Origin of the sequence: Acinetobacter terrae (assembly GCF_013004375.1) — a bacterium.
In the GTDB taxonomy this organism is placed as follows: domain Bacteria; phylum Pseudomonadota; class Gammaproteobacteria; order Pseudomonadales; family Moraxellaceae; genus Acinetobacter; species Acinetobacter terrae.
This window is the reverse complement of the sequence record NZ_JABERI010000040.1, coordinates 55521-78713: the sequence shown is the minus strand read 5'-3', so window position 1 is coordinate 78713 and position 23193 is coordinate 55521. Positions and strand designations below refer to the sequence as shown.

At 43.2% G+C, this 23193-nt stretch carries 19 protein-coding genes; 17 read left to right on the top strand and 2 right to left on the bottom strand.

What is annotated here, in order from left to right:
- Positions 1-49 precede the first annotated feature (49 nt).
- Positions 50-2884 carry a ribonucleoside-diphosphate reductase subunit alpha gene (locus HLH14_RS14415; RefSeq protein WP_171533330.1) on the bottom strand — a complete coding sequence of 945 codons (2835 nt, stop codon included), beginning with the start codon at positions 2882-2884 and terminating at the stop codon, positions 50-52.
- Between the two features lie 588 nt (positions 2885-3472).
- On the opposite strand from HLH14_RS14415, the gene bfmR reads away from it, so the two are divergent.
- Together bfmR and bfmS are read left to right on the top strand one after the other, a co-directional pair.
- Positions 3473-4189: a response regulator transcription factor BfmR gene (bfmR, locus tag HLH14_RS14410; protein WP_067726452.1), complete on the top strand. Its 717-nt coding sequence runs from the start codon at positions 3473-3475 to the stop codon at positions 4187-4189.
- A 31-nt stretch (positions 4190-4220) separates the two neighbouring features.
- Positions 4221-5879, top strand: coding sequence for a sensor histidine kinase BfmS (gene bfmS, locus HLH14_RS14405; protein WP_067726450.1), 1659 nt, complete (start codon positions 4221-4223; stop codon positions 5877-5879).
- Positions 5880-5934: 55 nt separating this feature from the next.
- Here bfmS and HLH14_RS14400 read toward each other — a convergent pair whose 3' ends face one another.
- A complete protein-coding gene (locus tag HLH14_RS14400; RefSeq protein WP_067726448.1) occupies positions 5935-6291 on the bottom strand; it encodes a hypothetical protein in 357 nt (118 codons plus the stop codon).
- Positions 6292-6917: 626 nt separating this feature from the next.
- Here HLH14_RS14400 and ndhC point away from each other — a divergent pair.
- The 15 genes from ndhC to HLH14_RS14325 all read left to right on the top strand — a co-directional run bounded on the left by ndhC (position 6918) and on the right by HLH14_RS14325 (position 23122).
- A complete protein-coding gene (gene ndhC / locus HLH14_RS14395; protein ID WP_067726446.1) occupies positions 6918-7466 on the top strand; it encodes an NADH-quinone oxidoreductase subunit A in 549 nt (182 codons plus the stop codon).
- A gap of 6 nt (positions 7467-7472) precedes the next feature.
- Complete coding sequence (locus HLH14_RS14390; RefSeq protein ID WP_067726444.1) at positions 7473-8150, top strand: NuoB/complex I 20 kDa subunit family protein; 678 nt, start codon at positions 7473-7475, stop codon at positions 8148-8150.
- A gap of 88 nt (positions 8151-8238) precedes the next feature.
- Entirely contained in the window at positions 8239-10026 is a 1788-nt protein-coding gene (nuoC, locus tag HLH14_RS14385; RefSeq protein ID WP_067726442.1) for an NADH-quinone oxidoreductase subunit C/D, read from the top strand.
- A gap of 14 nt (positions 10027-10040) precedes the next feature.
- Positions 10041-10550 (top strand): NADH-quinone oxidoreductase subunit NuoE, encoded by a 510-nt coding sequence (gene nuoE / locus HLH14_RS14380; protein ID WP_067726440.1) that lies wholly within the window; start codon positions 10041-10043, stop codon positions 10548-10550.
- Positions 10547-11875: an NADH-quinone oxidoreductase subunit NuoF gene (gene nuoF, locus HLH14_RS14375; RefSeq protein ID WP_067726438.1), complete on the top strand. Its 1329-nt coding sequence runs from the start codon at positions 10547-10549 to the stop codon at positions 11873-11875. Before nuoE ends, nuoF begins: the two co-directional genes overlap by 4 nt.
- 11 nt (positions 11876-11886) lie before the next feature.
- Positions 11887-14571 carry an NADH-quinone oxidoreductase subunit NuoG gene (gene nuoG, locus HLH14_RS14370; protein ID WP_067726436.1) on the top strand — a complete coding sequence of 895 codons (2685 nt, stop codon included), beginning with the start codon at positions 11887-11889 and terminating at the stop codon, positions 14569-14571.
- 3 nt (positions 14572-14574) lie between these two features.
- Complete coding sequence (gene nuoH, locus HLH14_RS14365; protein ID WP_067726434.1) at positions 14575-15591, top strand: NADH-quinone oxidoreductase subunit NuoH; 1017 nt, start codon at positions 14575-14577, stop codon at positions 15589-15591.
- A gap of 18 nt (positions 15592-15609) precedes the next feature.
- Positions 15610-16152 carry an NADH-quinone oxidoreductase subunit NuoI gene (gene nuoI / locus HLH14_RS14360; protein WP_067726432.1) on the top strand — a complete coding sequence of 181 codons (543 nt, stop codon included), beginning with the start codon at positions 15610-15612 and terminating at the stop codon, positions 16150-16152.
- Positions 16152-16670: an NADH-quinone oxidoreductase subunit J gene (gene nuoJ, locus HLH14_RS14355; RefSeq protein WP_171255231.1), complete on the top strand. Its 519-nt coding sequence runs from the start codon at positions 16152-16154 to the stop codon at positions 16668-16670. Before nuoI ends, nuoJ begins: the two co-directional genes overlap by 1 nt.
- Entirely contained in the window at positions 16670-16978 is a 309-nt protein-coding gene (nuoK, locus tag HLH14_RS14350; protein WP_067726428.1) for an NADH-quinone oxidoreductase subunit NuoK, read from the top strand. Before nuoJ ends, nuoK begins: the two co-directional genes overlap by 1 nt.
- Positions 16975-18870: an NADH-quinone oxidoreductase subunit L gene (gene nuoL, locus HLH14_RS14345; RefSeq protein WP_067726425.1), complete on the top strand. Its 1896-nt coding sequence runs from the start codon at positions 16975-16977 to the stop codon at positions 18868-18870. Before nuoK ends, nuoL begins: the two co-directional genes overlap by 4 nt.
- A gap of 7 nt (positions 18871-18877) precedes the next feature.
- On the top strand, positions 18878-20482 hold the full coding sequence (nuoM, locus tag HLH14_RS14340; RefSeq protein WP_171255230.1) for an NADH-quinone oxidoreductase subunit M: 1605 nt from the start codon (positions 18878-18880) through the stop codon (positions 20480-20482).
- A 3-nt stretch (positions 20483-20485) separates the two neighbouring features.
- Positions 20486-21979, top strand: a complete 1494-nt coding sequence (gene nuoN, locus HLH14_RS14335) for an NADH-quinone oxidoreductase subunit NuoN (protein WP_067726421.1) — start codon at positions 20486-20488, stop codon at positions 21977-21979.
- A 122-nt stretch (positions 21980-22101) separates the two neighbouring features.
- The gene (gene upp / locus HLH14_RS14330; protein WP_067726419.1) at positions 22102-22737 is read left to right on the top strand and encodes a uracil phosphoribosyltransferase; all 636 of its coding nucleotides are present in this window, start codon (positions 22102-22104) and stop codon (positions 22735-22737) included.
- Positions 22738-22825: 88 nt separating this feature from the next.
- Positions 22826-23122: a cold shock domain-containing protein gene (locus HLH14_RS14325; protein ID WP_067726417.1), complete on the top strand. Its 297-nt coding sequence runs from the start codon at positions 22826-22828 to the stop codon at positions 23120-23122.
- Positions 23123-23193: the final 71 nt, after the last annotated feature.

The following is a 23193-nucleotide window of genomic DNA, read 5'->3' as shown; positions in this document are numbered from 1 at the left end:
ATCTCCCTCCTTTATCAAAGGAGGGTCGGGGAGGATTTAAAACTCAGCCCTACTGACAAGCTTCACAATCAGGATTGTCAATTGAACAAGCCAATGGCACTGGTGCTGCTTGAGCAAAATCATCTTCAGCTACTGCTTCAGGTTTTTTCACTTCTTCAACTACAGGTGCGCTAGTGATAACAGCAGGGCCCATGTTTGATTTTACTGCGTTTAATGCACCAGTGTTAATGGTCGATTTCTCTGTAGAAGTCGCACCCAATGCACGAAGGTAATAAGTGGTTTTAAGACCACGTAACCAAGCCATTTTGTAAGTCATGTCCAGTTTCTTACCGTTTGCACCAGAGATGTAAAGGTTAAGAGACTGTGCTTGATCAATCCATTTTTGACGACGTGATGCTGCATCCACAATCCAGCGTGGCTCAACTTCAAACGCAGTCGCGAAGATGGCTTTAAGCTCTTCAGGAATACGTGAAATCTTCTGAACAGAACCTTCAAAGTGTTTAAGGTCGTTCACCATCACAGAATCCCAAAGACCGCGATCTTTTAACGCACGTACCAGGTACGGGTTGATCACTGTGAATTCACCAGAAAGGTTAGATTTCACATAAAGGTTTTGGAAAGTCGGTTCGATTGACTGAGAAACACCACAAATGTTCGAGATGGTTGCAGTCGGTGCAATCGCCATTACGTTTGAGTTACGCATACCGTCTTTTTGAACTTTGCTACGTAAAGTATCCCAATCTAGACGAGTGGTACGGTCAACTTCGAACATGCGTTCTGGACGTGATTTTGCAACGATATCTAAAGAGTCGATTGGCAAGATCCCTTGATCCCACAATGAACCTTTAAATGTCTCATACGTACCACGTTCAACAGCCAAGTCGCTTGAAGTTGAAATCGCGTAGTAGCTGATCACTTCCATCGATTCATCGGCAAAATCAACTGCAGCATCAGAACCGTATGCCAAGTTCATTTCATATAAAGCATCCTGGAAGCCCATGATGCCCATACCCACTGGACGATGCTTCATGTTTGAAGTACGTGCTTGTGGTACAGCGTAGTAGTTGATGTCAATCACGTTGTCGAGCATACGAACAGCAGTTTTTACTGTACGCGCCAATTTTTCGCGATCTAACACACCGCCTTGAACGTGTTGTACAAGATTGATTGAACCCAGGTTACATACCGCGATTTCATCTTCACTGGTGTTCAAAGTAATTTCTGTACACAAGTTAGATGAATGCACTACGCCCACGTGTTGTTGTGGTGAACGCAAGTTACATACGTCTTTGAATGTGATCCAAGGATGACCAGTTTCAAATAACATGGAAAGCATTTTGCGCCACAAATCTTTTGCACGAATCACTTTGTGCAACATGTTTGTTTCTTTGGCGATACCTTCGTAGTAAGCATAGCGCTCAGCGAATTCTGCACCCATTAAATCATGTAAATCTGGTGTTTCAGAAGGCGTGAATAAAGTCCAATCGCCATCTTCAAATACACGTTGCATGAACAAGTCTGGAACCCAGTTTGCAGTGTTCATGTCATGTGTACGGCGACGGTCATCACCGGTATTTTTACGAAGCTCCAGGAATTCTTCGATGTCCAAGTGCCAAGTTTCAAGGTATGCACACACTGCACCTTTACGTTTACCACCTTGGTTTACCGCTACTGCAGTATCGTTGGCAACTTTAAGGAACGGAACAACACCTTGTGATTTACCATTTGTCCCTTTGATGTATGAGTTCAAGGCACGAACTGGCGTCCAGTCATTGCCTAAACCGCCTGCCCATTTAGACAACATTGCGTTATCACGCATTGCGCCATAAATGTTGTACAGGTCATCACCAATGGTGGTTAAGTAACAGCTAGATAACTGCGGACGTAAAGTACCAGAGTTGAATAAGGTAGGTGTTGAAGCCATGTAGTCGAAGCTAGACAACAAGTTATAGAACTCGATGGCACGATCTTCACGGTTTTCTTCATTTAACGACAGACCCATTGAAACGCGCATGAAGAACAATTGCGGTAATTCAAAACGGATGCCATTTGAATGGATGAAGTAACGGTCAAATAATGTTTGCAGACCTAAGTAGGTGAACTGGTTTGAGCGTTCTGGTTGAATCGCTGCTGCCAATTTCGCAAGGTCAAAGTTAAGAAGTTCTGGAGAGAGAAGATCAAGCTCGATCCCTTTCTTTAAGAAGGTTTCTAAAGCATCACCTTCGTTGGTGTCTGTAGACAGACCCAGGAACTCTAAACCTGTAGCAACTAAATTGTCACGAAGTAAACGTGCAGTCACATAAGTATAATTCGGTTCTTGTTCAATACGGGTACGGGTCGCCATCATCATCGTTGTTGCGATGTCAGACTCTTTTACGCCGTTATACAGGTTTTTGATGGTTTCATCGACGATCGCTTGAACATCAATACCTTCTAGACCTTCAGCCGCTTTTTCTACATGTGCTTTTAGCGCGCCTAAGTCAAGCGGTTGAAGCTGACCATTTGCAGCAGTCACTTGTAAAGTCGGGTGGTGGTGTGCGCCAGTCTGTTTACGGGCATCAGCACGTTGATCACGGTAGATGACATACGCACGTGCAACTTTCTGTTCACCGGTACGCATAAGCGCAAGTTCAACTTGGTCTTGAATTTCTTCAATGTGAATCGTGCCACCTGACGGTAAACGACGGTTAAAAGTATTCATCACCATTTCAGTGAGTTGTTCTATACGGTCATGAATACGGCTTGAATCAGCGCTTTGTTGACCTTCTACAGCCAGAAAAGCTTTACCTATCGCGACAGAGATTTTCTCCGCATCAAAAGTAGCAACATCACCGGTGCGTTTAATCACCTGAAGTTGACCAGGAATTGAAGTGATTACGCTCATGTGGGCATAGCTCCATTGTCATCTATTGTTATGTGTGTGGACCATTTGAACTGGACGAAATCTCATCTCAGTGTTTGAGGAATAAACACAAGAACTAGTGGTTTAAAATCGAATTGAACACAAGATACGGGAAAAATGAGCTTAGATCAATATTGACATTTTAGTAAAAATTTTTCTATTTCTCCGCAATATCTCATTGCAAAAAAATCTCTATTTTTATGTTTCTTGTATAAGCCTGATTAGACAGGGGTCTAGCATAACAAAGCTCGGATTAAGTGCTTATAGATAACATTGTGGATAAGTTAAAAGAGTGCGATTAATTACTCATATTCTGAACAAAATGGCAAAATGTATATAAAATCATCATTTTGTAACAAGATGTATCGGTAAAATGGCTGAAATGGGCATTAAATTTGAAAATATCAATTAATTCAACACTTAATAAAAATATAACAAAAAACCACTTTGATGTATCAGTTTGGTGAATGCTATCTTGTTTACAATGTAAACGTGTGTATATTGCTGAATATATTAAAGCATATCCGTCGGATTTTTAAGGATACCTTAATCCAGATAAAGGGGCATTTTATGAGCCAAGAAGAAAAGTTACCTAAAATTTTAATTGTTGAAGACGATGAACGTCTTGCACGTTTGACTCAAGAATACCTGATTCGTAATGGATTAGAAGTTGGGGTAGAACCTGACGGTAATCGCGCAATCCGTCGTATCATTGCTGAACAACCAGATCTAGTGGTACTGGATGTGATGTTGCCAGGTGCAGATGGTTTAACCATTTGTCGTGAAGTTCGTCCACATTATCATCAACCGATTTTGATGCTGACTGCACGTACCGAAGATATGGACCAGGTTTTGGGTCTGGAAATGGGTGCGGATGACTATGTGGCAAAACCTGTTCAGCCACGTGTTCTTTTAGCGCGTATTCGTGCATTACTGCGTCGTACAGACAAGGCACCTGAAGATGAAGTTGCACAACGCATCGAATTTGATGATCTTGTAATCGATAATGGTGGTCGTTCGGTGACTTTGAATGGTGAGTTAGTTGATTTCACTAGTGCCGAATATGACTTGTTATGGTTATTGGCTTCAAACGCGGGTCGCATTCTATCTCGTGAAGATATTTTTGAGCGTCTGCGTGGTATTGAATACGATGGTCAAGACCGTTCAATCGACGTGCGTATTTCACGTATTCGTCCAAAAATTGGTGATGATCCTGAAAATCCAAAACGTATTAAAACAGTACGTAGTAAAGGTTATTTGTTCGTTAAAGAAACCAACGGTCTTTAATCGTTGTACCTAATTTTTATAGGACATCCTCTTGTTTAAACACAGTATATTTTTGCGTATTTATGCGGGGTTAGTGATTTTAGTCGCCTTGGTCGCAGTATTTGGCTACCTGTTGGTACAGATTATTAATTACCAGCGTGCGCAAGAATATCGTGAATCTTTAACCGATGGTGTGTCTTATATTATTAGCGAGGGCATCGCGCGGCAGCCGAATGAGCAACAGAAAAAAGACTGGATTTCTGATGCTTCGGATTTGCTGGAACTGCCCATTTATTATGTAGATGCCAATAAAGTTGATTTATCGCGTACCGAGCAAAGACGAATTAATGAGCGTAAAGCTGCGGTTCGTTATGATGCACAAAACTCGATTGCTTACGTGATTATTGGCTTGAAAGATGATCCAAAACATTTGCTTTATATAAAAGTAGATAAAATTGGCGAACGTCAAATGAAAGCGTTGCCAATTTTTATTCTGGATTATCTGGTGTATTACCCGGGACAAGAAAAAGAATATCTTGCAAAAATTCAATCGAATTTTGCTTATCCCATTCAAATTGAAAAAATTCAAAATCTTCCCCTCGATTCGGAACAGATTGGTCGACTTCGATTAGATCACAGTATTATTTTATACCGTGACAGTGCGTCAGTTCGTGGGACTACAATTTCTATTGTTTCGCCTATGCCAAGTTCACCTTCTGAGGTGTTGGTGCTCGGTCCTGTGCCGCTATTTAATTGGATGCCTTTTCAGCTTGCTGCCGGGATTACCTTGCTCAGCTTATTTGTGCTGAGTCTAGGTGTATATGGCTTGCTTGTGCCAATGCAGCGTCGTTTGCGTGAAGTGAATTATGCCTTGCATCGCATGAAGTCCGGGGACATGACCTTGCGTTTACCGGTCGATGGGACCGATGAAATGGCAAGTCTGGCGACCAATTACAACAGTATGTCGGATCACATTCAGCGCTTGATTGAAGCGCAACGCGAATTGATGCGTGCGGTTTCGCATGAATTACGCACACCTGTGGCACGTATCCGTTTTGGTATGGAAATGCTGGCAGAAGAAGATGACTATGAATATCGCTTGCAACAGGTTGAGCAGATTGATAAAGATATTGAAGCGCTGAATACCCTGATTGATGAAATCATGACCTATGCAAAACTCGAGCAGGGTACACCTTCGTTAGATTTTGAAAAAATTGTCTTATTTGACGTATTAGATCAAGTTGTCGTTGAAACTGAAGCGCTCAAAACACAGAAAGAAATTGAGCTTCAAGCACCACCTCTTAACATTGTGGTGGATGCTGAACGTCGTTATTTACACCGTGTAGTACAGAATTTGGTGGGTAATGCGGTTCGATATTGTGATCATAAAGTGATTGTAAGCGGAGGGATTAATGATGAAGGTCTGGCTTATGTGCAGGTTGAAGATGATGGTGCAGGGGTTCCTGAAGAAGAGCGCAAGCGCATCTTTGAAGCTTTTGCACGTTTAGATGACAGTCGTACCCGTGCTTCTGGTGGCTATGGTTTGGGTCTGTCTATTGTCAGTCGTATTGCGTACTGGTTTGGCGGTAATATTGATGTCGATAAAAGCCCGATTTTGGGTGGGGCGCGTTTTACCATGACATGGCCTGTAAAAAGATTTAATAAATCTGGCAAGAAAACCGGTATAACTAAAGACAGCATAGAGTTTTAAATAACTTAATAAAAAAATGTAATAAAAAGCACCAGATTCGGTGCTTTTTTATGGTTTATTCGTGAAGAGTGGCATCGGGTTCAATAATGGGTTTGCCTTGTCTCAGGCTTTCTAGAGCCTCAGCATTGAAATCCAGCAGCAAAGAATTGTTTTTAGGATCGACGGCGTAATGACTAATCAGCTTTTGATCGCCGTTCAGTGTTTCAACTTTATATTGATCTGCAATATTTAAAATAGCATCTAGATTTGTGGTTGCAGAAGCAAAGTCTTGGCGGAAAAGTTCATAAATATCACGAAGGTCGAAAATCGCATCCTGGGCATCTGGATGTTTTTCAATATACCCTTCCACATGACGCACTAAGAGCTGCGCAAAGAAAAAATACTCAGATTCGTGTTTGTATGCTAAGCCCATGTGTTTGCTCCTTATTCTTTATTCTACGAATACAGATAGGAATAGCATAAATAGGGGGGGAGATCATCATGAGATGCATTAGAGTTGCAAAAAAACACACAAAATATGTACTAGGAGGTCGTGTTTATTGCTTTATATAGATGTTAGTGCTTTAAAAAAAATCACAGACTAAAAAGAGTTCTCATATTTATCATTGCATTGCTAAAAGCGCTGATCTTTATGGGAGAAATAAAACAAAAATAGTTTGATGTGAGAGTGGGAGCCAGAAAGACATTGGACCGAAGTTTGATCGTTTTACGCTGATTGAAGATGTGCTTGTATAAATAGATGACACTATAATTTGGATTTTTCTAGAAAATATGAACCTGGATTTCATGAATTTGAAAAAAATAATCAATTTTCTTTTTTTGATTTAATAAAGCGATTGCTAGATAAACAATAGGGCTTAAGCTTTGAAAAAAAGGCAAAATGACTAAAAAATCATCCAAAAGACTAAGGCTTATAAGCTAGCAAGTGAAATCATAAATCAGGTACAATTGGCGGGATTAATTTTGTGTTTGGTGTATTTGAAGGCCAATACATACATTCTTTGTTAATAAATTAGGCCTGCCAGGAGTTATCCCCGCATGAGTGCCATTACTCCATACGATTGGGCAATTATTGCCTTCGTGATCGGCGTTACATTTCTTTGCGTCTTTATGCTCACAGTTCCTTTACTCCTTGGGGGTAAGTCATGGGGCCGTGCGAAGCAAGAGCAATTTGAGTCAGGTGTGGTAGGTGCTGGTGGAGCACGCATCCGCTTGTCTGCTAAGTTCTACTTGGTGGCGATTTTCTTTGTAGTATTTGACTTAGAAGCACTTTATCTCTACGCATGGGCTACATCGGTTCGTGAGGTAGGTTGGTTCGGTTTTACAACTGTTGTCATTTTTGTGGTCGATTTATTGATTGCGTTGATTTATGCAGTGAAAGTAGGCGCGTTGAATTGGGCTCCTACTGACCGTCGAAAATCAGCAGCTACGGCATCGAAAATGGGTTCAGCAAATATGAACCTTGCAGACATTACTCGCTTTAACTCCATCGAAGAGTTAGTTATGGACCCTACAGGTCAAATTCCAGCTCAATCTTCTGGTCGTGTGAAAGCAAAAACACCGGCTACATCATCTATTAAGGAGTAACTCGGGATGAAATATACATTAACCCGTGCGAATCCGGATGCTGATCAATATCCACTTCAGGAGCGTCAGATCGTTAGCGATCCGCTTGAAGAAGAAGTGAATAAGAATGTATTCATGACTCGTTTAGAGGACGTGGTGCATACAGCTGTAAACTGGGGTCGTAAAAACTCTGTATGGCCTTTTAACTTTGGTACATCGTGCTGTTACGTAGAGTATGCAACTACCCTAACCGGTGTGCATGATATGTCACGTTTCGGTGCCGAAGTTATTCGTGCTTCACCGCGTCAAGCGGATTTAATGATTGTTGCAGGTACTTGCTTCGTGAAGATGGCACCTGTAATTCAGCGTTTATACGAGCAAATGTTAGAGCCTAAATGGGTGATTTCAATGGGTGCTTGTGCAAACTCTGGCGGTATGTACGACATTTATTCGGTTGTACAAGGTGTGGATAAAATCATTCCTGTCGATGTGTACATCCCAGGTTGCCCACCACGCCCTGAGGCATTGTTGCAAGCATTAATGTTGTTACAAGACCAAATTCAATTAGAGCGCCGTCCACTTTCAGCGGTCATTGGTGATGATCTTCAGCCAGTATATAAGCCAAAGATGCAGCCAGAACGTGACCGTAAGAATGCTGAACGTATTGCAGTGAAAAACTTACGCTCTATGGATGAAATTGAATAATTTTAACGATGAAATATTGATGCACCCGGTCTGGGTGTAATTGTCGTTAAAGTTGACTTGAATTTGTATTAAATAGGAAGCCAAGCCAATGGCTGAAACTGACATTGCTATGCCAGAATCAACTCCAGTTGATTCACGCCCAGCATTTGCAATTGTAGAAGATCTCAAAACCAAGTTTGGTGAGAACTTCTACGTGCAAGCGACTTTTGAAGATTTTCCAACGGTCTGGGTTGAGCGCGCACGTGTACAAGACGTTTTAATGTTCTTGCGGAAAGTAGAACGTCCATACGTGATGTTATTCGACTTGTCTGCGGTGGATGAGCGTTTACGTACACACCGCGACGGTTTACCTGCGTCTGACTTCACCGTGTTCTATCATTTGTTATCGCTAGAGCGTAACAGTGATATTCGTATTAAAGTTGCCTTGAATGAGAATGATGTAAATCTTCCAACAGCAACCAACATTTGGCCAAATGCCAACTGGTACGAACGTGAAGCATACGATATGTTCGGCATTAATTTCGAAGGGCATCCAATGCTCCGTCGTATTTTGTTGCCAACTTATTGGGAAGGTCACCCGCTTCGTAAAGAATATTCTGCACGTGCGACTGAATATACCCCGTATATGCAGAACCAGGCGAAACAGGATTTCGAGCAAGAACACTTGCGCTTTGTTCCTGAAGATTGGGGTCTAAAACGCGGTAATGAAGACGAAGACTTCATGTTCTTGAACTTGGGTCCGAACCATCCATCTGCGCACGGTGCATTCCGTGTAATTTTGCAGTTAGATGGCGAAGAAGTGAAAGACTGTGTGCCTGACATCGGTTATCACCACCGTGGTGTGGAAAAGATGGCTGAACGTCAAACCTGGCATTCATTCATTCCTTATACCGACCGTGTTGACTACTTGGGTGGTTGTGCGCAAAACATGCCTTATGTATTAGGTGTGGAACAAATGGCAGGAATCACTGTTCCTGACCGTGCACAATGTATCCGTGTCATGATGTCTGAATTGTTCCGTATTAATAACCACTTGTTATATATCGGTACTGCGATTCAGGATGCCGGCGGTATGACGCCAGTATTCTATATGTTCGCCGATCGTCAAAAAATCTATGACGCCATCGAAGCGATCACAGGTTACCGTATGCACCCGGCATGGTTCCGTATTGGCGGTACTGCGCACGACCTTCCAAACAACTGGCAAAAACTCATTCGTGAAATTCTCGAATGGATGCCAAGCCGTTTGAAAGAGTACTACACAGCAGCGCTTAAAAACTCTGTGTTTATTGGTCGTACCCGTAATGTTGCGCAATACGATGCAAAATCTGCATTGGCTTGGGGTGTAACCGGTACCGGTCTGCGTGCTACAGGTATTGATTTCGATGTTCGTAAATACCGTCCTTATAGCGGCTACGAAAACTACGACTTCGACGTGCCTTTAGAGTACGAAGGCGATGCTTACGCACGTGTCATGGTGCATTTCCGTGAAATTGAAGAATCACTGAAAATCGTGAAGCAATGTTTAGATAACATGCCTTCTGGTGCTTATAAAGCGGATCATCCGTTGGCTGTTCCACCGCCAAAAGACAAGACATTGCAAGATATTGAAACTTTGATTACGCACTTCTTAAGCGTGTCATGGGGTCCTGTTATGCCTGCAGGTGAAGCTTCTGTAATGGCAGAAGTGGTAAAAGGTGCATCTAACTACTACTTGACTTCAGACAAGTCAACCATGAGTTACCGTACCCGTATTCGTACACCAACCTTCACGCACTTACAGCAAATGCCTTCCGTGATTAACGGCAGTCTTGTATCTGACTTGATCATTTATTTAGCGACTATTGACGTCGTTATGGCTGACGTGGATCGCTAAGGGGTAAACGTATTATGATGATTTTGACTGATAAAAAGCCACGTGTGAATGTTGAAGGGATTTTAACTTCGGAAGAAATCCACGATATCGAACATCACATTGAACATTATCCGTACCCGCGTGCGGCATGTTTGGATGCATTGAAATGCGTTCAACGCCGTAATGGCTGGGTGGATGATGCGCAAATGAATGCGATTGCACAAATGCTCTCTATGAGCGTTGCAGATTTAGAAGGTGTTGCGACTTTCTATAACCGTATCTATCGCCAACCTGTTGGTCGTCACGTAATTTTGTTATGTGACTCGATTGCTTGCTTCCTTATGGGCGCAGAAACTTTGGCTGAAGCGTTCCAGCGTGAACTCGGTATTCAGTTTGGTCAAACCACCGCTGATGGTCGTTTTACTTTGCTGCCGATTTGCTGCCTAGGCAACTGTGACAAAGGTCCAACGTTAATGATTGATGAAGACACTCACGGATTGGTTGAAGTGACTTCAATTAAACAGTTATTGGAGAAGTATCTATGAATACTGAACCAAAACCAATTTACGGTGACGGTAACCCGGAAACTCATCCACTCACTTGGCGTTTAAGCAAACAAGCCAATGTTCGTAATGCTGATGATTACGAAGCGCTTGAAGGTTATGCAGGCTTTAAAAAAGCCATTGCCATGAAACCGGCTGAAGTGCTTGATGTGGTTAAAGCTGCAACTGTAAAAGGTCGTGGTGGTGCAGGTTTCCCAGCAGGGATTAAATGGTCATTGATGGCGCCAAATGATGGTGGTCCACGTTACCTGATCTGTAATGCCGATGAGATGGAACCGGGTACCTTCAAAGACCGTTTGTTGATGGAAGATCTTCCACACCAATTGATTGAAGGGATGTTAATTGCTGCTTATACATTAGAAGCAACTCAAGGTTATATCTTCATCCGTGGTGAATACATCGAAGCTGCGCAGTACTTAAATGAAGCGCTTGAGCAGGTTCGTGCCAAAGGTTACCTGGGTGACAATATCCTCGGTACTGGCTGGAGCTTTGATTTACACGTGCATACCGGTGCGGGTCGTTATATTTGCGGTGAAGAAACTGCATTGATTAACTCGCTTGAAGGTCGTCGTGCAAATCCACGTACCAAACCGCCATTCCCGCAAGTTGCAGGTGCTTGGGGGCGTCCTACGATTGTCAACAACGTAGAGACCTATAACAACTTGCCAGCAATCATGCTACGTGGTCCTGAATGGTATATCGGTTTATCTCAAGGTAAATCGAAAGATCCAGGTACAAAAATTTACGGTGCGTCAGGTAAGGTTAAATTCCCGGGTCTTTGGGAACTGCCATTTGGTACGACTGCGCGTGAAGTGATTGAAGATCATGCCGGTGGTATGCGTGATGGTCTGACTTTAAAAGCATGGTTACCAGGTGGTGCTTCTACTGACTTCTTGGCAGCAGAGCATATCGACTTGCCAATGGATGCAGAAAGCATCATGAAAGCAGGTTCACGTTTAGGTACCTGTTTGCTGATGGTGGTTGATGAAACCCAATGTATGGTTTCAGCAACACGTAACCTTGAAGAATTCTTTGCGCGTGAATCATGTGGCTTCTGTACGCCTTGCCGTGATGGTTTACCTTGGGCGGTTAAAGCGCTTAAAGCATTGGAAAATGGTACAGGTAAGAAAGAAGATATCGACCACTTACAAGAGCTTACTCGTAAGCTTTGGATTGGTAAAACTTTCTGTGCTCACGCTCCAGGTGCAATGGAACCGCTTATGGGCGCACTCAAACATTTCCGTGGCGAATTTGAAGCGAAGGTAGTCAATGCCGCCGCTCAAACTAGCAACGTAGAACAAGCTTAAGGAATTCGACTATGGCTACAATTCATGTCGATGGCAAATCGTATGAAGTCAACGGCTCGGAAAACTTGCTACAAGCATGTTTGAGTCTTGGTATTGACATCCCATACTTTTGTTGGCATCCATCCTTAGGTTCTGTCGGTTCTTGCCGTCAATGTGCCGTGACTCAGTACGCGAATCCAGAAGATACGCGTGGTCGTTTAGTCATGTCATGTATGACGCCTGCATCTGACAATACCTACATCTCGATTGAAGACAAAGAAGCGAAAGATTTCCGTGCTTCTATTGTTGAATTCTTGATGACCAACCACCCACACGACTGTCCAGTGTGTGAAGAAGGTGGTCACTGTCATTTACAAGATATGACGGTGATGACACAGCACGATCGTCGTCGCTACCGTTTCACCAAACGTACGCATTACAACCAAGAGCTAGGCTCATTCATTTCTCATGAAATGAACCGTTGTATCGCATGTTACCGCTGTGTTCGTTACTACAATGACTACGCAGGTGGTACAGACTTTGGTGTCTATGCGAGCGCTTCTCGTGTTTACTTCGGTCGTCCTGAATCAGGAACTCTAGAATCTGAATTCTCGGGTAACTTGACTGAAGTCTGTCCAACAGGTGTATTTACCGATAAAACTCACTCAGAACGCTATAACCGTAAATGGGACATGCAGTATGCGCCAAGCGTATGCCAAGGCTGTTCTTCAGGTTGTAACATATCTCCGGGTGAGCGTTATGGTGAACTGCGTCGTGTAGAAAACCGCTTTAACGGTGACGTTAACCAATACTTCCTTTGCGATAAAGGTCGTTTCGGTACCGGTTATGTAAATCGTGAAGATCGTCCACGTCAACCACAATTCCGTTCAGGTGAAAACGTGACTACAGTTTCTGTAGATCAGGCGCTTGATACCGTGATTGAAAGTATCCAAGGCAAAAAAGTATTGGGTATTGGTTCTCCACGTGCATCTCTTGAATCTAACTTCGCGCTTCGCGAACTGGTAGGTCAAGACAACTTCTCTACAGGTCTGTCTCAAAAAGAGCAGAACCTGGTTGAACTTGCGGCTTCTATCATGCAAACCGAGGGTGTTTATAATCCGACGATGCGTGAAATCGAAAGCTACGATGCAGTGTTGATCTTGGGTGAAGACTTAACTCAAACTGCACCACGCATGGCATTGTCTGTTCGCCAAGCTGCGAAAAACAAAGCCAAAGAAATGGCTGCAGAACGTCGTACTCAAGAGTGGTTGGCTGAACCGGTACAACGTATTGGTCAAGATGCGAAATCTCCGATTTTCATCCTTGCTGCTACGCAAACTCGTTTATCTGATGTTGCGACAGGCGAAGTGGTTGCTTCTCCAAACGACATCGCGCGTTTAGGCTTTGCGGTTGCTGCGGCAGTTGCTGGTGAGAACATCACTGGTTTGGATGACGATGCGAAAGCATTTGCGCAAACCATTGCTGACACATTAAAAGCTGCGAAAAAACCATTGATCATCTCGGGTACAAGCTTGCAAGACCCTGCAATCCTGGAAGCGGCTGCACAAGTTGCGCAAAACCTTGGTTCAAATGCGGGTCTTACATTGACTGTTCCTGAAGTGAACTCAATGGGCTTGGCAATCTTCGGTGGTTTAAGCTTAGAACAAGCATTCGCTCAAGATTATGATGCAATCATCGTGGTTGAAAATGACTTATACCGTCGTTTACCAACAGCTCAAGTTGATGCAGCATTTGACAAAGCAAATGAAGTGATCGTGCTTGATCATGCTGAAACCGCAACGGTTGCGAAAGCATCGATTGTACTTTCAGCGGCAAGCTTCGCGGAAGGTGATGGTACTGTAGTATCTCAGGAAGGCCGTGCACAACGTTTCTACCAAGTGTATGACCCAAGCTACTACAAACCAGAATATGCGATTAAAGAATCATGGCGCTGGTTACATGCCCTTGAAACTGGCTTACAAGGTAAGGCGATTTCATGGACATTGCTGGATGACGTGATTGAATCTGTTGCGAAAAATGTTCCTGCACTTGAAGCGATTCGAGATGTAGCTCCAGATGCGGGTTACCGTGTGCATGGCTTGAAAATTGCGCGTGAACCACGTCGTTATTCAGGTCGTACTGCAATGCGTGCGCCGTTATCGGTACATGAACCAAAACAACCGATCGATATCGATTCTGCATTAACATTCTCTATGGAAGGTTACGTGGGGAATCAAACACCATCAGCGCTGGTACCATTTGCATGGTCTGCGGGCTGGAACTCTCCACAAGCTTGGAACAAATTCCAAGACAACGTGGGTGGTCACTTAAAAGGTGGTGATTCAGGCGTTCGTTTATTCGATCATTTGAAAAAACGTCCTTCACGTACTTTCGTTGCTCCAACGCCAGTCGTTACGCATCCGGAAAGCTTCCGTTTAGTGCCGATGCACCACATTTTCGGTTCTGGTGAGTTCACTGTAAAAACACCTGCAATGGAATCGCGTATTCCTGAAGCGGTATTTGCAGTAGGTGAACAAGATGCAGCACGCTTAAATGTTCAAGACGGTCAAAAAATTACTGTGAAATCAGGTGAGGCAAGCATTAGCCTTCCAGTTCAAGTGATTGAATATTTACCTACAGGTTATATTGGTTATCCAATTGGTCTTGCACCAACGGTTTCACTTGCAGAGCCTGTATCAGTCGCGGTAGGAGTGTAATTCATGGAACAAGAATTAATACGTCAAACACCGCTTTGGGCTGAGAACTGGCCAATCGCTTACTCTGTAGTTCAAGCAATTGTGATCTTGCTTGTGGTGGTGCTTGTCGCTGCGTTGATGTCATTCATCGAACGTCGTTTACTTGCATTATGGCAAGACCGTTACGGTCCAAACCGTGTTGGTCCTGGGGGGATGTTCCAAATCGTTGCCGACATGCTGAAAATCATGTTTAAGGAAGATTGGACACCTAAGTTTGCTGACAAACTCACTTTCCGTTTAGCACCAGCAGTTGCCATGGCAACTGCGGTACTTTCGTTCATGGTGATTCCTGTAAGTCCAACACTGGGTGTTGCTGACATGAGTATCGGGTTATTGTTCTTTATGGCAATGGCCGGTATTGCAGTGTACGCAGTGCTTTTTGGTGGTTGGGCTTCAAATAACAAATATGCGTTATTGGGTGGTCTTCGTTCTGCAGCTCAAACCATTTCTTATGAAGTGTTCTTGGGTATTTCGCTGATGGGTGTAGTCGCAATTGCGGGTTCATTCAACATGCGTGAGATTGTTGAAGCACAACGTGATGTCTGGTTCGTTATTCCTCAATTCTTGGGTTTCTTGATCTTTATTGTTGCTGGTGTGGCGGTAACGCATCGTCATCCATTTGACCAACCAGAAGCTGAACAAGAATTGGCGGAAGGTTACCATGTCGAATACGGCGGTATGAAATGGGGTATGTTCTTCGTTGCAGAATATGTCAATGTGGTTCTTATTTCAGCACTGATCGTAACTTTATTCTTCGGTGGTTGGTTAGCGCCATTCAACCTAGAAATTCCATTTATTCCACCAGTATTCTGGTTCATTATCAAAACAGCATTCTTTGTAATGATGTTTGTCTTGGCACGTGGCTCGTTAATGCGCCCACGTTATGACCAGGTGATGAACTTTGGTTGGAAGATTTGTTTGCCATTGGCGTTGGTCAACTTGTTGGTGACTGGTGCTGTGATTCTGATGAATCAGGCCTAGGACAGCAGGGAGTACAAAATGTATAAAATTCTAGCTGGATTCGGGTCAATCGTACGTTCATTGTGGATGGTTTTCAGCCACGTGACACGTAAACGTGACACCATTTTATATCCAGAAGTACCAGGTGAACAAATTGTTCCGCCGCGTTTCCGTGGTCGTATTGTATTAACACGTGACCCCGATGGCGAAGAACGCTGTGTTGCATGTAACTTATGTGCGGTTGCTTGTCCGGTGGGCTGTATTTCACTGCAAAAAGCAGAAAAAGAAGATGGTCGTTGGTATCCGGAGTTTTTCCGTATCAACTTCTCTCGTTGCATTTTCTGCGGTATGTGTGAAGAAGCATGTCCAACGACTGCAATTCAGATGACACCAGATTTCGAATTAGGCGAATATGTTCGTCAAGACTTGGTTTATGAGAAAGAAAACTTGCTCATTTCAGGTCCTGGTAAATATCCTGACTACAACTTCTACCGCGTATCCGGTATGGCTGTAGCAGGTAAAGATAAAGGTCAAGCACAACGCGAAAGCGCGCCTGTTGACGTACGGAGCTTATTACCATGATGTGGCCATTTTATTTGATGGCACTTGTGGCCATTGTCTCTACGATTCGCGTTGTCACCAACGCGAATCCTGTACATGCATTGCTTAGCTTGATCGTGTCTCTACTTGCAGTTGCGGGTATGTTCATGATCGTCGGTGCACCATTCGCTGGTGCGCTGGAAATTATTGTTTATGCAGGCGCGATCATGGTGTTGTTCGTGTTTGTGGTGATGATGCTGAATCTTGGTCAACATACAGTTGATCAGGAACGTAAGTGGCTCACTTCATCTGCATGGGCATATCCTGCAATGGTGAGTTTCCTTATGGGCTTAGTGCTTGTTTGGATGCTCGGTTCAGATTACACCACTGCTGGTCCTGTCATGGGCACAGAAGTGATTGGACCTAAAGCTGTTGGTACAGCGCTCTTTACTCACTACTTACTATTGGTAGAAGTTGCCGCGATGTTATTGCTTGCAGCCTTGGTTGCAGCATTCCATTTAGGTAAACGTGAACCAAGTGCAGAAAAGGAAAAAGAATAATGGGCAACATCCCTTTAGAACATGGTTTGATCGTTGCAACCATTCTTTTTGCACTCGGTTTTTACGGTGTAATGGTGCGACGCAACCTATTATTTATGTTAATGAGCCTTGAAGTGATGATGAACGCAGCTGCACTTGCGTTTGTTTTAGCGGGTAGCGCATGGTTACAACCAGATGGACAAATCATGTTCATCCTGATTTTAACTCTTGCTGCTGCAGAGGCGTGTATTGGTCTTGCGATCGTCCTTCAGTTCTACCATCGCTTCCATCATTTGGATGTGGATGCTGCTAGTGAGATGCGCGGATGAGTTATTTATATTTAACAGTATTATTTCCGCTCATTGGTTTTATCCTTTTAGCGGCGGGGCGTAACAAGCTTCCTGAAAGTGTGGCAGCCATTATTGGGGTAGGTTCAGTAGGTCTTTCTGCTTTATTTGCACTGATTGCTGGTATGGGCTTTGTCGAGAATGGCTCAGTTGCTCAAGTTCAACATCTTTGGACTTGGTTCAACGTTGGTGGTTTAGCACCGGGCATGAGCTTGCATCTAGACGGTCTATCATTACTGATGATGGGCATGGTGACGGGTGTAGGTTTCTTAATCCACATCTTTGCATCATGGTACATGCATGGTGATGAAGACTTCGCGCGTTTCTTCTCTTATTTCAACCTGTTCGTAGCGAGCATGTTGTTATTGGTACTTGGCGATAACCTGGCGTTATTGTTCTTGGGTTGGGAAGGCGTGGGTCTTTGCTCATACTTGCTAATTGGTTACTACTACCAAAAACCTGAAAATGGTTTTGCGGCAATCAAGGCATTTACCGTAACGCGTATCGGTGACGTATTCTTGCTGATCGCATTGTTCTTGCTTTACCAACAATTTGGTACTTTGCATATCGGAACAATCGTTGCCAATGCACCTCAAGTTTTAGCGGGTGACCATTCACTTGCGATCTGGACATCTTTAATGTTGTTCTTGGGTGCTGCCGGTAAATCTGCTCAAATTCCATTACAAACATGGTTAGCCGATGCGATGGCAGGTCCTACACCTGTTTCTGCATTGATCCATGCTGCAACAATGGTAACTGCAGGTATTTACCTGTGCTGCCGTATGTTCTCTGTGTTTGAAATGACACCTGAAGTGATGATGTTCATCTCGATCACGGGTGCTGTAACATTGATTGTTGCTGGTTTTGCTGCATTGGTTCAAACAGACATCAAACGTATTTTGGCTTACTCAACCATGAGTCAGCTCGGTTATATGTTTATGGCTGTCGGTGCTGAAGCATACCAAGCTGGTTTATTCCACATGCTTTCACACGCATTCTTCAAGGCATTATTGTTCTTGTCGTCTGGTGCGGTGATTATGGCTTACCACCACGAACAAAACATCTTCAAAATGGGTGGCTTGTTCAAACATAACAAATTCCTGTTTGCCTGCTTCGCGATTGGTGGCGGTGCGTTGGCTGCAATTCCATTCTTAACCATCGGTTTCTTCTCGAAAGATGCGATCCTTGGTGCAGTTTGGGCACAAAGCCACATTGCAAATCTTCCTGTATATAACAGCTTGTACTGGGTAGGTGTTGCAGGTGCATTCTTAACTTCAATCTATACATTCCGTTTAATCTGGGTTGTATTCTTTGGTAAAGAAAACACACCGTATCACGAAATCAAAGGCGCGACTTATTGGGCTCCGTTGGGTATTTTAGCGGTGCTTTCAACTGGTTTGGCTTATTTCTTAAAAGCACCAGTAGAAGCAATTTTAAACTCTGCGAAAATTCCGGCGTTTATTATTCCTGAAGCACTTGAAGCGGGTGTACACGGTGCTGAATATACAGCAGTGGGTATTGCACTTGCCGGTCTTGTAGTGGGCGTGATCCTGTTTGCCTTTGCTTACAAAGCAGTTAAAGCTTTTGCTGAAACTACATTGGGTGCGGGTCTTGCCAATATTTGCCGTAATGCACTCGGTTTTGATGCGTTGTATAACATCGTATTTGTAAAACCATATTTGCTTATCGCGAAAATTTTAGGTCGTGATCCAATTGATGGTTTGTGGTTAGTGCTTCCTGCCATTGTTAAAGGTGGTCATAGCTTCACAAGCTCACGTCAGACAGGTTCATTGCGTGAATACGCATCAAGTATGTCACTCGGTGTAGTGGTATTGCTGATGATCTTGATCGTGATTCAGGTAGTGGGGAAATAAGATGGAAATCACAAACAACTGGATTTTACCCGCGCTGATCCTGGTACCGTTCATTGCAGGTTTTATTTGCTGGTTAGTCGACAAGTTCGATGACAAATTGCCACGTTATATTGCTTTAATCGGTATGCTCGTAACACTGGGCTTAACTGTTTCGCTTTGGCAATCGGGTACTTATAACTATGAATTAGGCGCTAAAGTTCCAACTTGGGCTGCTGAATTCATGGTGCCTTGGATTCAAACCCTAGGCATTAACATTCACTTGGCGGTGGATGGTCTTTCACTTCTTATGGTGGGCTTGACTGCATTACTGGGTGTACTTGCAGTTGGATGTTCATGGGGTGAGATTCAAAAGAACGTTGGCTTCTTCCACTTAAACCTTTTATGGTCTTTGGGTGGGGTGATCGGTGTATTCTTAGCGATTGACTTGTTCCTGTTCTTCTTCTTCTGGGAGATGATGCTTGTACCAATCTACTTCCTGATTGCGTTATGGGGTCATAAGGGGGCGGACAACAAATCACGTGTATATGCAGCGACCAAGTTCTTCATCTATACCCAAGTAGCAGGTTTAATCATGCTCATCGGTATCCTAGGCCTCGTGGTTTACGGTTACATGATGACAGGCATGATCGGATTTGATTACAACTACTTGTTAGGTGTGGCGAATACGCTTGATGCACAGTTACCATCAGTGGCTTATGCCTTGATGCTTTGTATGTTCATTGGTTTCGCTGTAAAACTTCCAGTGTTCCCATTGCACGGCTGGTTACCAGATGCGCATGCTCAAGCTCCGACAGCAGGTTCTGTCGACTTGGCAGGTATCTTGATTAAGACAGCTGCATACGGTTTGCTTCGTTTCGTTATTCCGTTCTTCCCGGCGGCTTCTGCACAGTTTGCAGACATCGCGATCATCTTCGGTTTAATTGGTGTGTTCTACGGCGCTTGGTGTGCTTTCCAACAAACTGATATGAAACGTTTACTTGCTTACACATCTATTTCGCACATGGGCTTTGTGTTACTTGCGCTTTACGCAGGTAATATTTTAACGTTCCAGGGCTTAATGATCATGATGTTGGCACATGGTATTTCATCTGCTGCATTGTTCATTATGTGTGGTCAAGTGTATGAACGTTTACATACCCGTGACTTGCGTAAAATGGGCGGTATTCGTGGTCAGTTCCAATACCTTCCATTCTTCTTGATGTTCTTTGTTGCGGCCCTTGTTGGTATTCCAGGTCTGGGTAACTTTATTGGTGAATTCCTGATTCTTATGGGTTCATTCCAAAAATTTCCAACCTTTACCATTTTGGCAGCAATCAGTTTGGTGTTGGCAGGTCTTTATGGCTTGATCCTTATCCACAAAGCAATGTTTGGTACGCCAAACGAAGAGCAAAAACAACATTATACAAACCCACTGAAAGACTTAAATTCACGTGAGATTGTTATTTTGTTGGTTTGTGCCGTTGCTCTACTATGGCTTGGTATCTACCCACAAAGCTTCCTTGATATTTCAAATTCAAGCATGGCGTGGTTAGCAAATAGCTATATCCCAGTTCAAGAAGTTGTCGATGCGACTCAACAGGTCGTATCTCAACAAAATGTGGAGATCCAATAAGCCATGAACTTCACAATGTCATTTTCTGAGCTTATGCCATTAGCTCCTGTGATGATCGTGGCTTTAACTGCGATCGTTGTGATGCTTCTTATTGCAATTAAACGTAACCATAATTTAATTGCAACAGCATCTGTAGTGGGCTTAAACCTTGCTTTGGTATATATCCTATTCGCTATGTTTGGTGGGGCATTTGCACCATCGAACGTGATGGGCATGTTTATGGTTGATCCATTTAGCATGCTTTATCAACTGGTGATTATTGTTGCAGCCCTTGCTTGTTGTACTTTGTCACACGCTTATATTGAAAACTACAAAGATAACCGTGAAGAACTGTATATCTTGATGTTGTGCTCGGTAGCGGGTGCAATGCTCATGGTTGCAAGCTCTCACTATGCATCTTTCTTCATTAGCCTTGAGCTGATGTCGATTCCTGTATACGGTCTGTTGGCATATACGCATCAACGCTCACGCTCTTTAGAAGCAGGTATTAAATACCTGGTTCTTTCAGCAACTGCTTCTGCAATGTTGTTGATGGGTATGGCATATATCTATGCTTATACTGGTTCATTGTCTTTCTATGACAATGTTCAAGCGTTAATGCAAGCGATTCAGCAACCGATGGTGATTTTAGGTTTAGGCTTAATCATCTGTGCTGTTGCATTTAAATTGTCTCTTGCTCCGTTCCACAAATGGACGCCAGACGTTTATGCAGGTGCGCCAGCGCCAATCGCAACATTCCTTGCGACTGTTGCGAAAGTTGCAACCATCGGTTTGTTTGTACGTTATTTACTTTCTTCAGGTGCAATCCTGGTTGATTCAATCGTAACAATCATCACGATTATTGCGGTGCTTTCAATCTTGGTCGGTAACTTCCTTGCGGTACGTCAAGTCAACTTGAAACGTATCTTGGGTTACTCTTCAATTGCACACTTTGGTTATTTGCTGATTGGTTTAATCAGCATGACTTATGCAAGCCTTGGCAACGTAACGGTTTATGTGATCACTTATGTGTTGACAACGATTGGTGCGTTCGGTGTGGTCGCGTTAATGTCTAGCCCGTACAACAATGACAATGAAGCAGAAAGTCTGGCGGATTACCGTGGTTTGTTCTGGCGTCGTCCAATCCTAACAGCAACTTTGACTGTAATGATGTTGTCTCTTGCCGGTATTCCACTTACTGCGGGATTCATTGGTAAGTTCTTGGTAGTAATGGCTGCGGTAACAACGCAACATTGGTTCCTTGCTGCAATGATCATCGTTGGTTCTGGTATTGGTTTGTATTATTACCTCCGTGTGATGGTGGTGATGTACATGACTCCACCAGATACTCCACGTATTGATGCTGATAAACATTGGGGTCAAAAAGTGGGTGGTATTATGGTGCTTGCTGCTGCATTAGCGGTATTGGTTATCGGTATTTACCCAGACCCAATCATCAAGTTAGCGCTTCAAGCAGAGATTTTATCTCCACTGCATTTCATGCTTTCTCAGCAGTAATCTAAAAAAACGATTAATTTTAACCAAAAAGCCTCCTAACTTAGGGGGCTTTTCGGTTTATAAGAGCTATAAAAAACATTTATAATAGAAGTAATTTTATCTCATCTTTTAGGTGTTCTCCCGTGGCTATTCATGAAATCCGTCATCCGCTCATTCGACATAAACTTGGTTTGCTACGCCGTGCAGACATTAGTACAAAAAACTTCCGCGAATTAGCACAAGAAGTCACCATGCTTCTCACTTATGAAGCAACCAAAGATTTGCCGGTATGTGACCATGAAATTGATGGCTGGAACGGTAAAGTAACGGTAGATCGTATTGTCGGTAAAAAAATTACCGTTGTGCCAATTTTACGTGCCGGTATTGGCATGTTGGATGGTTTCTTAAATCTTATTCCAAGTGCAAAAGTATCGGTTTTGGGTTTAGAACGTGATGAAAAAACTTTAGAAGCACGTACTTATTACAAAAAATTGGTACCAGACGTGCAAAACCGTCTTGCGATGATTATTGATCCAATGTTAGCAACAGGTTCATCACTGGTTGCTGCGATTGATGTATTGAAAGCAAGCGGATGTAAAGATATCCGTGTCATGGTTTTGGTTGCTGCACCGGAAGGGATCAAACGCGTTGAAGCGGCTCATCCTGATGTCATCATCTTTACCGCATCCATTGATGATGGTTTGAATGAAAATGGTTATATCGTTCCGGGTCTTGGCGATGCGGGCGATAAAATCTTTGGTTCTGTACAAAAAGATTAATTGATCTTTTTAAAGAACGAAAAAAGAGGCTTTACGCCTCTTTTTTTATATACTGTAGTAATAGCGTTTACAGATTAGAGTAAAGTTCATGAAATTAGAATATAGATTCGGCAAAGTATTCAAATACAATCCTGAAAAAGGATTCGGTTTTATTTCAATGGCAGGTGAAGATATATTTTTCCATATCTCAGATTTTGCCACAGCCACAGAGGTTGAGCCAAAACGCAATGAAAAAGTAAAATTTGTGCTTGAAGAAAATGGCGAGAAGATGAAAGCAACACGTATTGAGCGTGTTGATCCAAATCCAGCCAAAACCAAACAGAAAAAAATATTGGAACACAATGAAGCCATTTCAACAGCGTTGTTATCAAACTTCAAACGTTGATTGAATAAATTTGCGTCATCTCATTGTTTTATTTAGATGATTAAAATGCTCATTAAAAAGCGCCATTTAGG

Bases quoted from the DNA above. Each gene is read 5' to 3' on its own strand.
- nuoI (WP_067726432.1), top strand. From the start codon at position 15,610: ATGTATAAAATTCTAGCTGGATTCGGGTCAATCGTACGTTCATTGTGG.
- nuoF (WP_067726438.1), top strand. From the start codon at position 10,547: ATGAATACTGAACCAAAACCAATTTACGGTGACGGTAACCCGGAAACT.
- HLH14_RS14415 (WP_171533330.1), bottom strand. From the start codon at position 2,884: ATGAGCGTAATCACTTCAATTCCTGGTCAACTTCAGGTGATTAAACGC.
- HLH14_RS14390 (WP_067726444.1), top strand. From the start codon at position 7,473: ATGAAATATACATTAACCCGTGCGAATCCGGATGCTGATCAATATCCA.
- nuoH (WP_067726434.1), top strand. From the start codon at position 14,575: ATGGAACAAGAATTAATACGTCAAACACCGCTTTGGGCTGAGAACTGG.
- bfmR (WP_067726452.1), top strand. From the start codon at position 3,473: ATGAGCCAAGAAGAAAAGTTACCTAAAATTTTAATTGTTGAAGACGAT.
- HLH14_RS14325 (WP_067726417.1), top strand. From the start codon at position 22,826: ATGAAATTAGAATATAGATTCGGCAAAGTATTCAAATACAATCCTGAA.
- nuoJ (WP_171255231.1), top strand. From the start codon at position 16,152: ATGTGGCCATTTTATTTGATGGCACTTGTGGCCATTGTCTCTACGATT.
- HLH14_RS14400 (WP_067726448.1), bottom strand. From the start codon at position 6,291: ATGGGCTTAGCATACAAACACGAATCTGAGTATTTTTTCTTTGCGCAG.
- nuoE (WP_067726440.1), top strand. From the start codon at position 10,041: ATGATGATTTTGACTGATAAAAAGCCACGTGTGAATGTTGAAGGGATT.
- nuoC (WP_067726442.1), top strand. From the start codon at position 8,239: ATGGCTGAAACTGACATTGCTATGCCAGAATCAACTCCAGTTGATTCA.
- nuoL (WP_067726425.1), top strand. From the start codon at position 16,975: ATGAGTTATTTATATTTAACAGTATTATTTCCGCTCATTGGTTTTATC.
- nuoN (WP_067726421.1), top strand. From the start codon at position 20,486: ATGAACTTCACAATGTCATTTTCTGAGCTTATGCCATTAGCTCCTGTG.
- ndhC (WP_067726446.1), top strand. From the start codon at position 6,918: ATGAGTGCCATTACTCCATACGATTGGGCAATTATTGCCTTCGTGATC.
- nuoK (WP_067726428.1), top strand. From the start codon at position 16,670: ATGGGCAACATCCCTTTAGAACATGGTTTGATCGTTGCAACCATTCTT.
- nuoG (WP_067726436.1), top strand. From the start codon at position 11,887: ATGGCTACAATTCATGTCGATGGCAAATCGTATGAAGTCAACGGCTCG.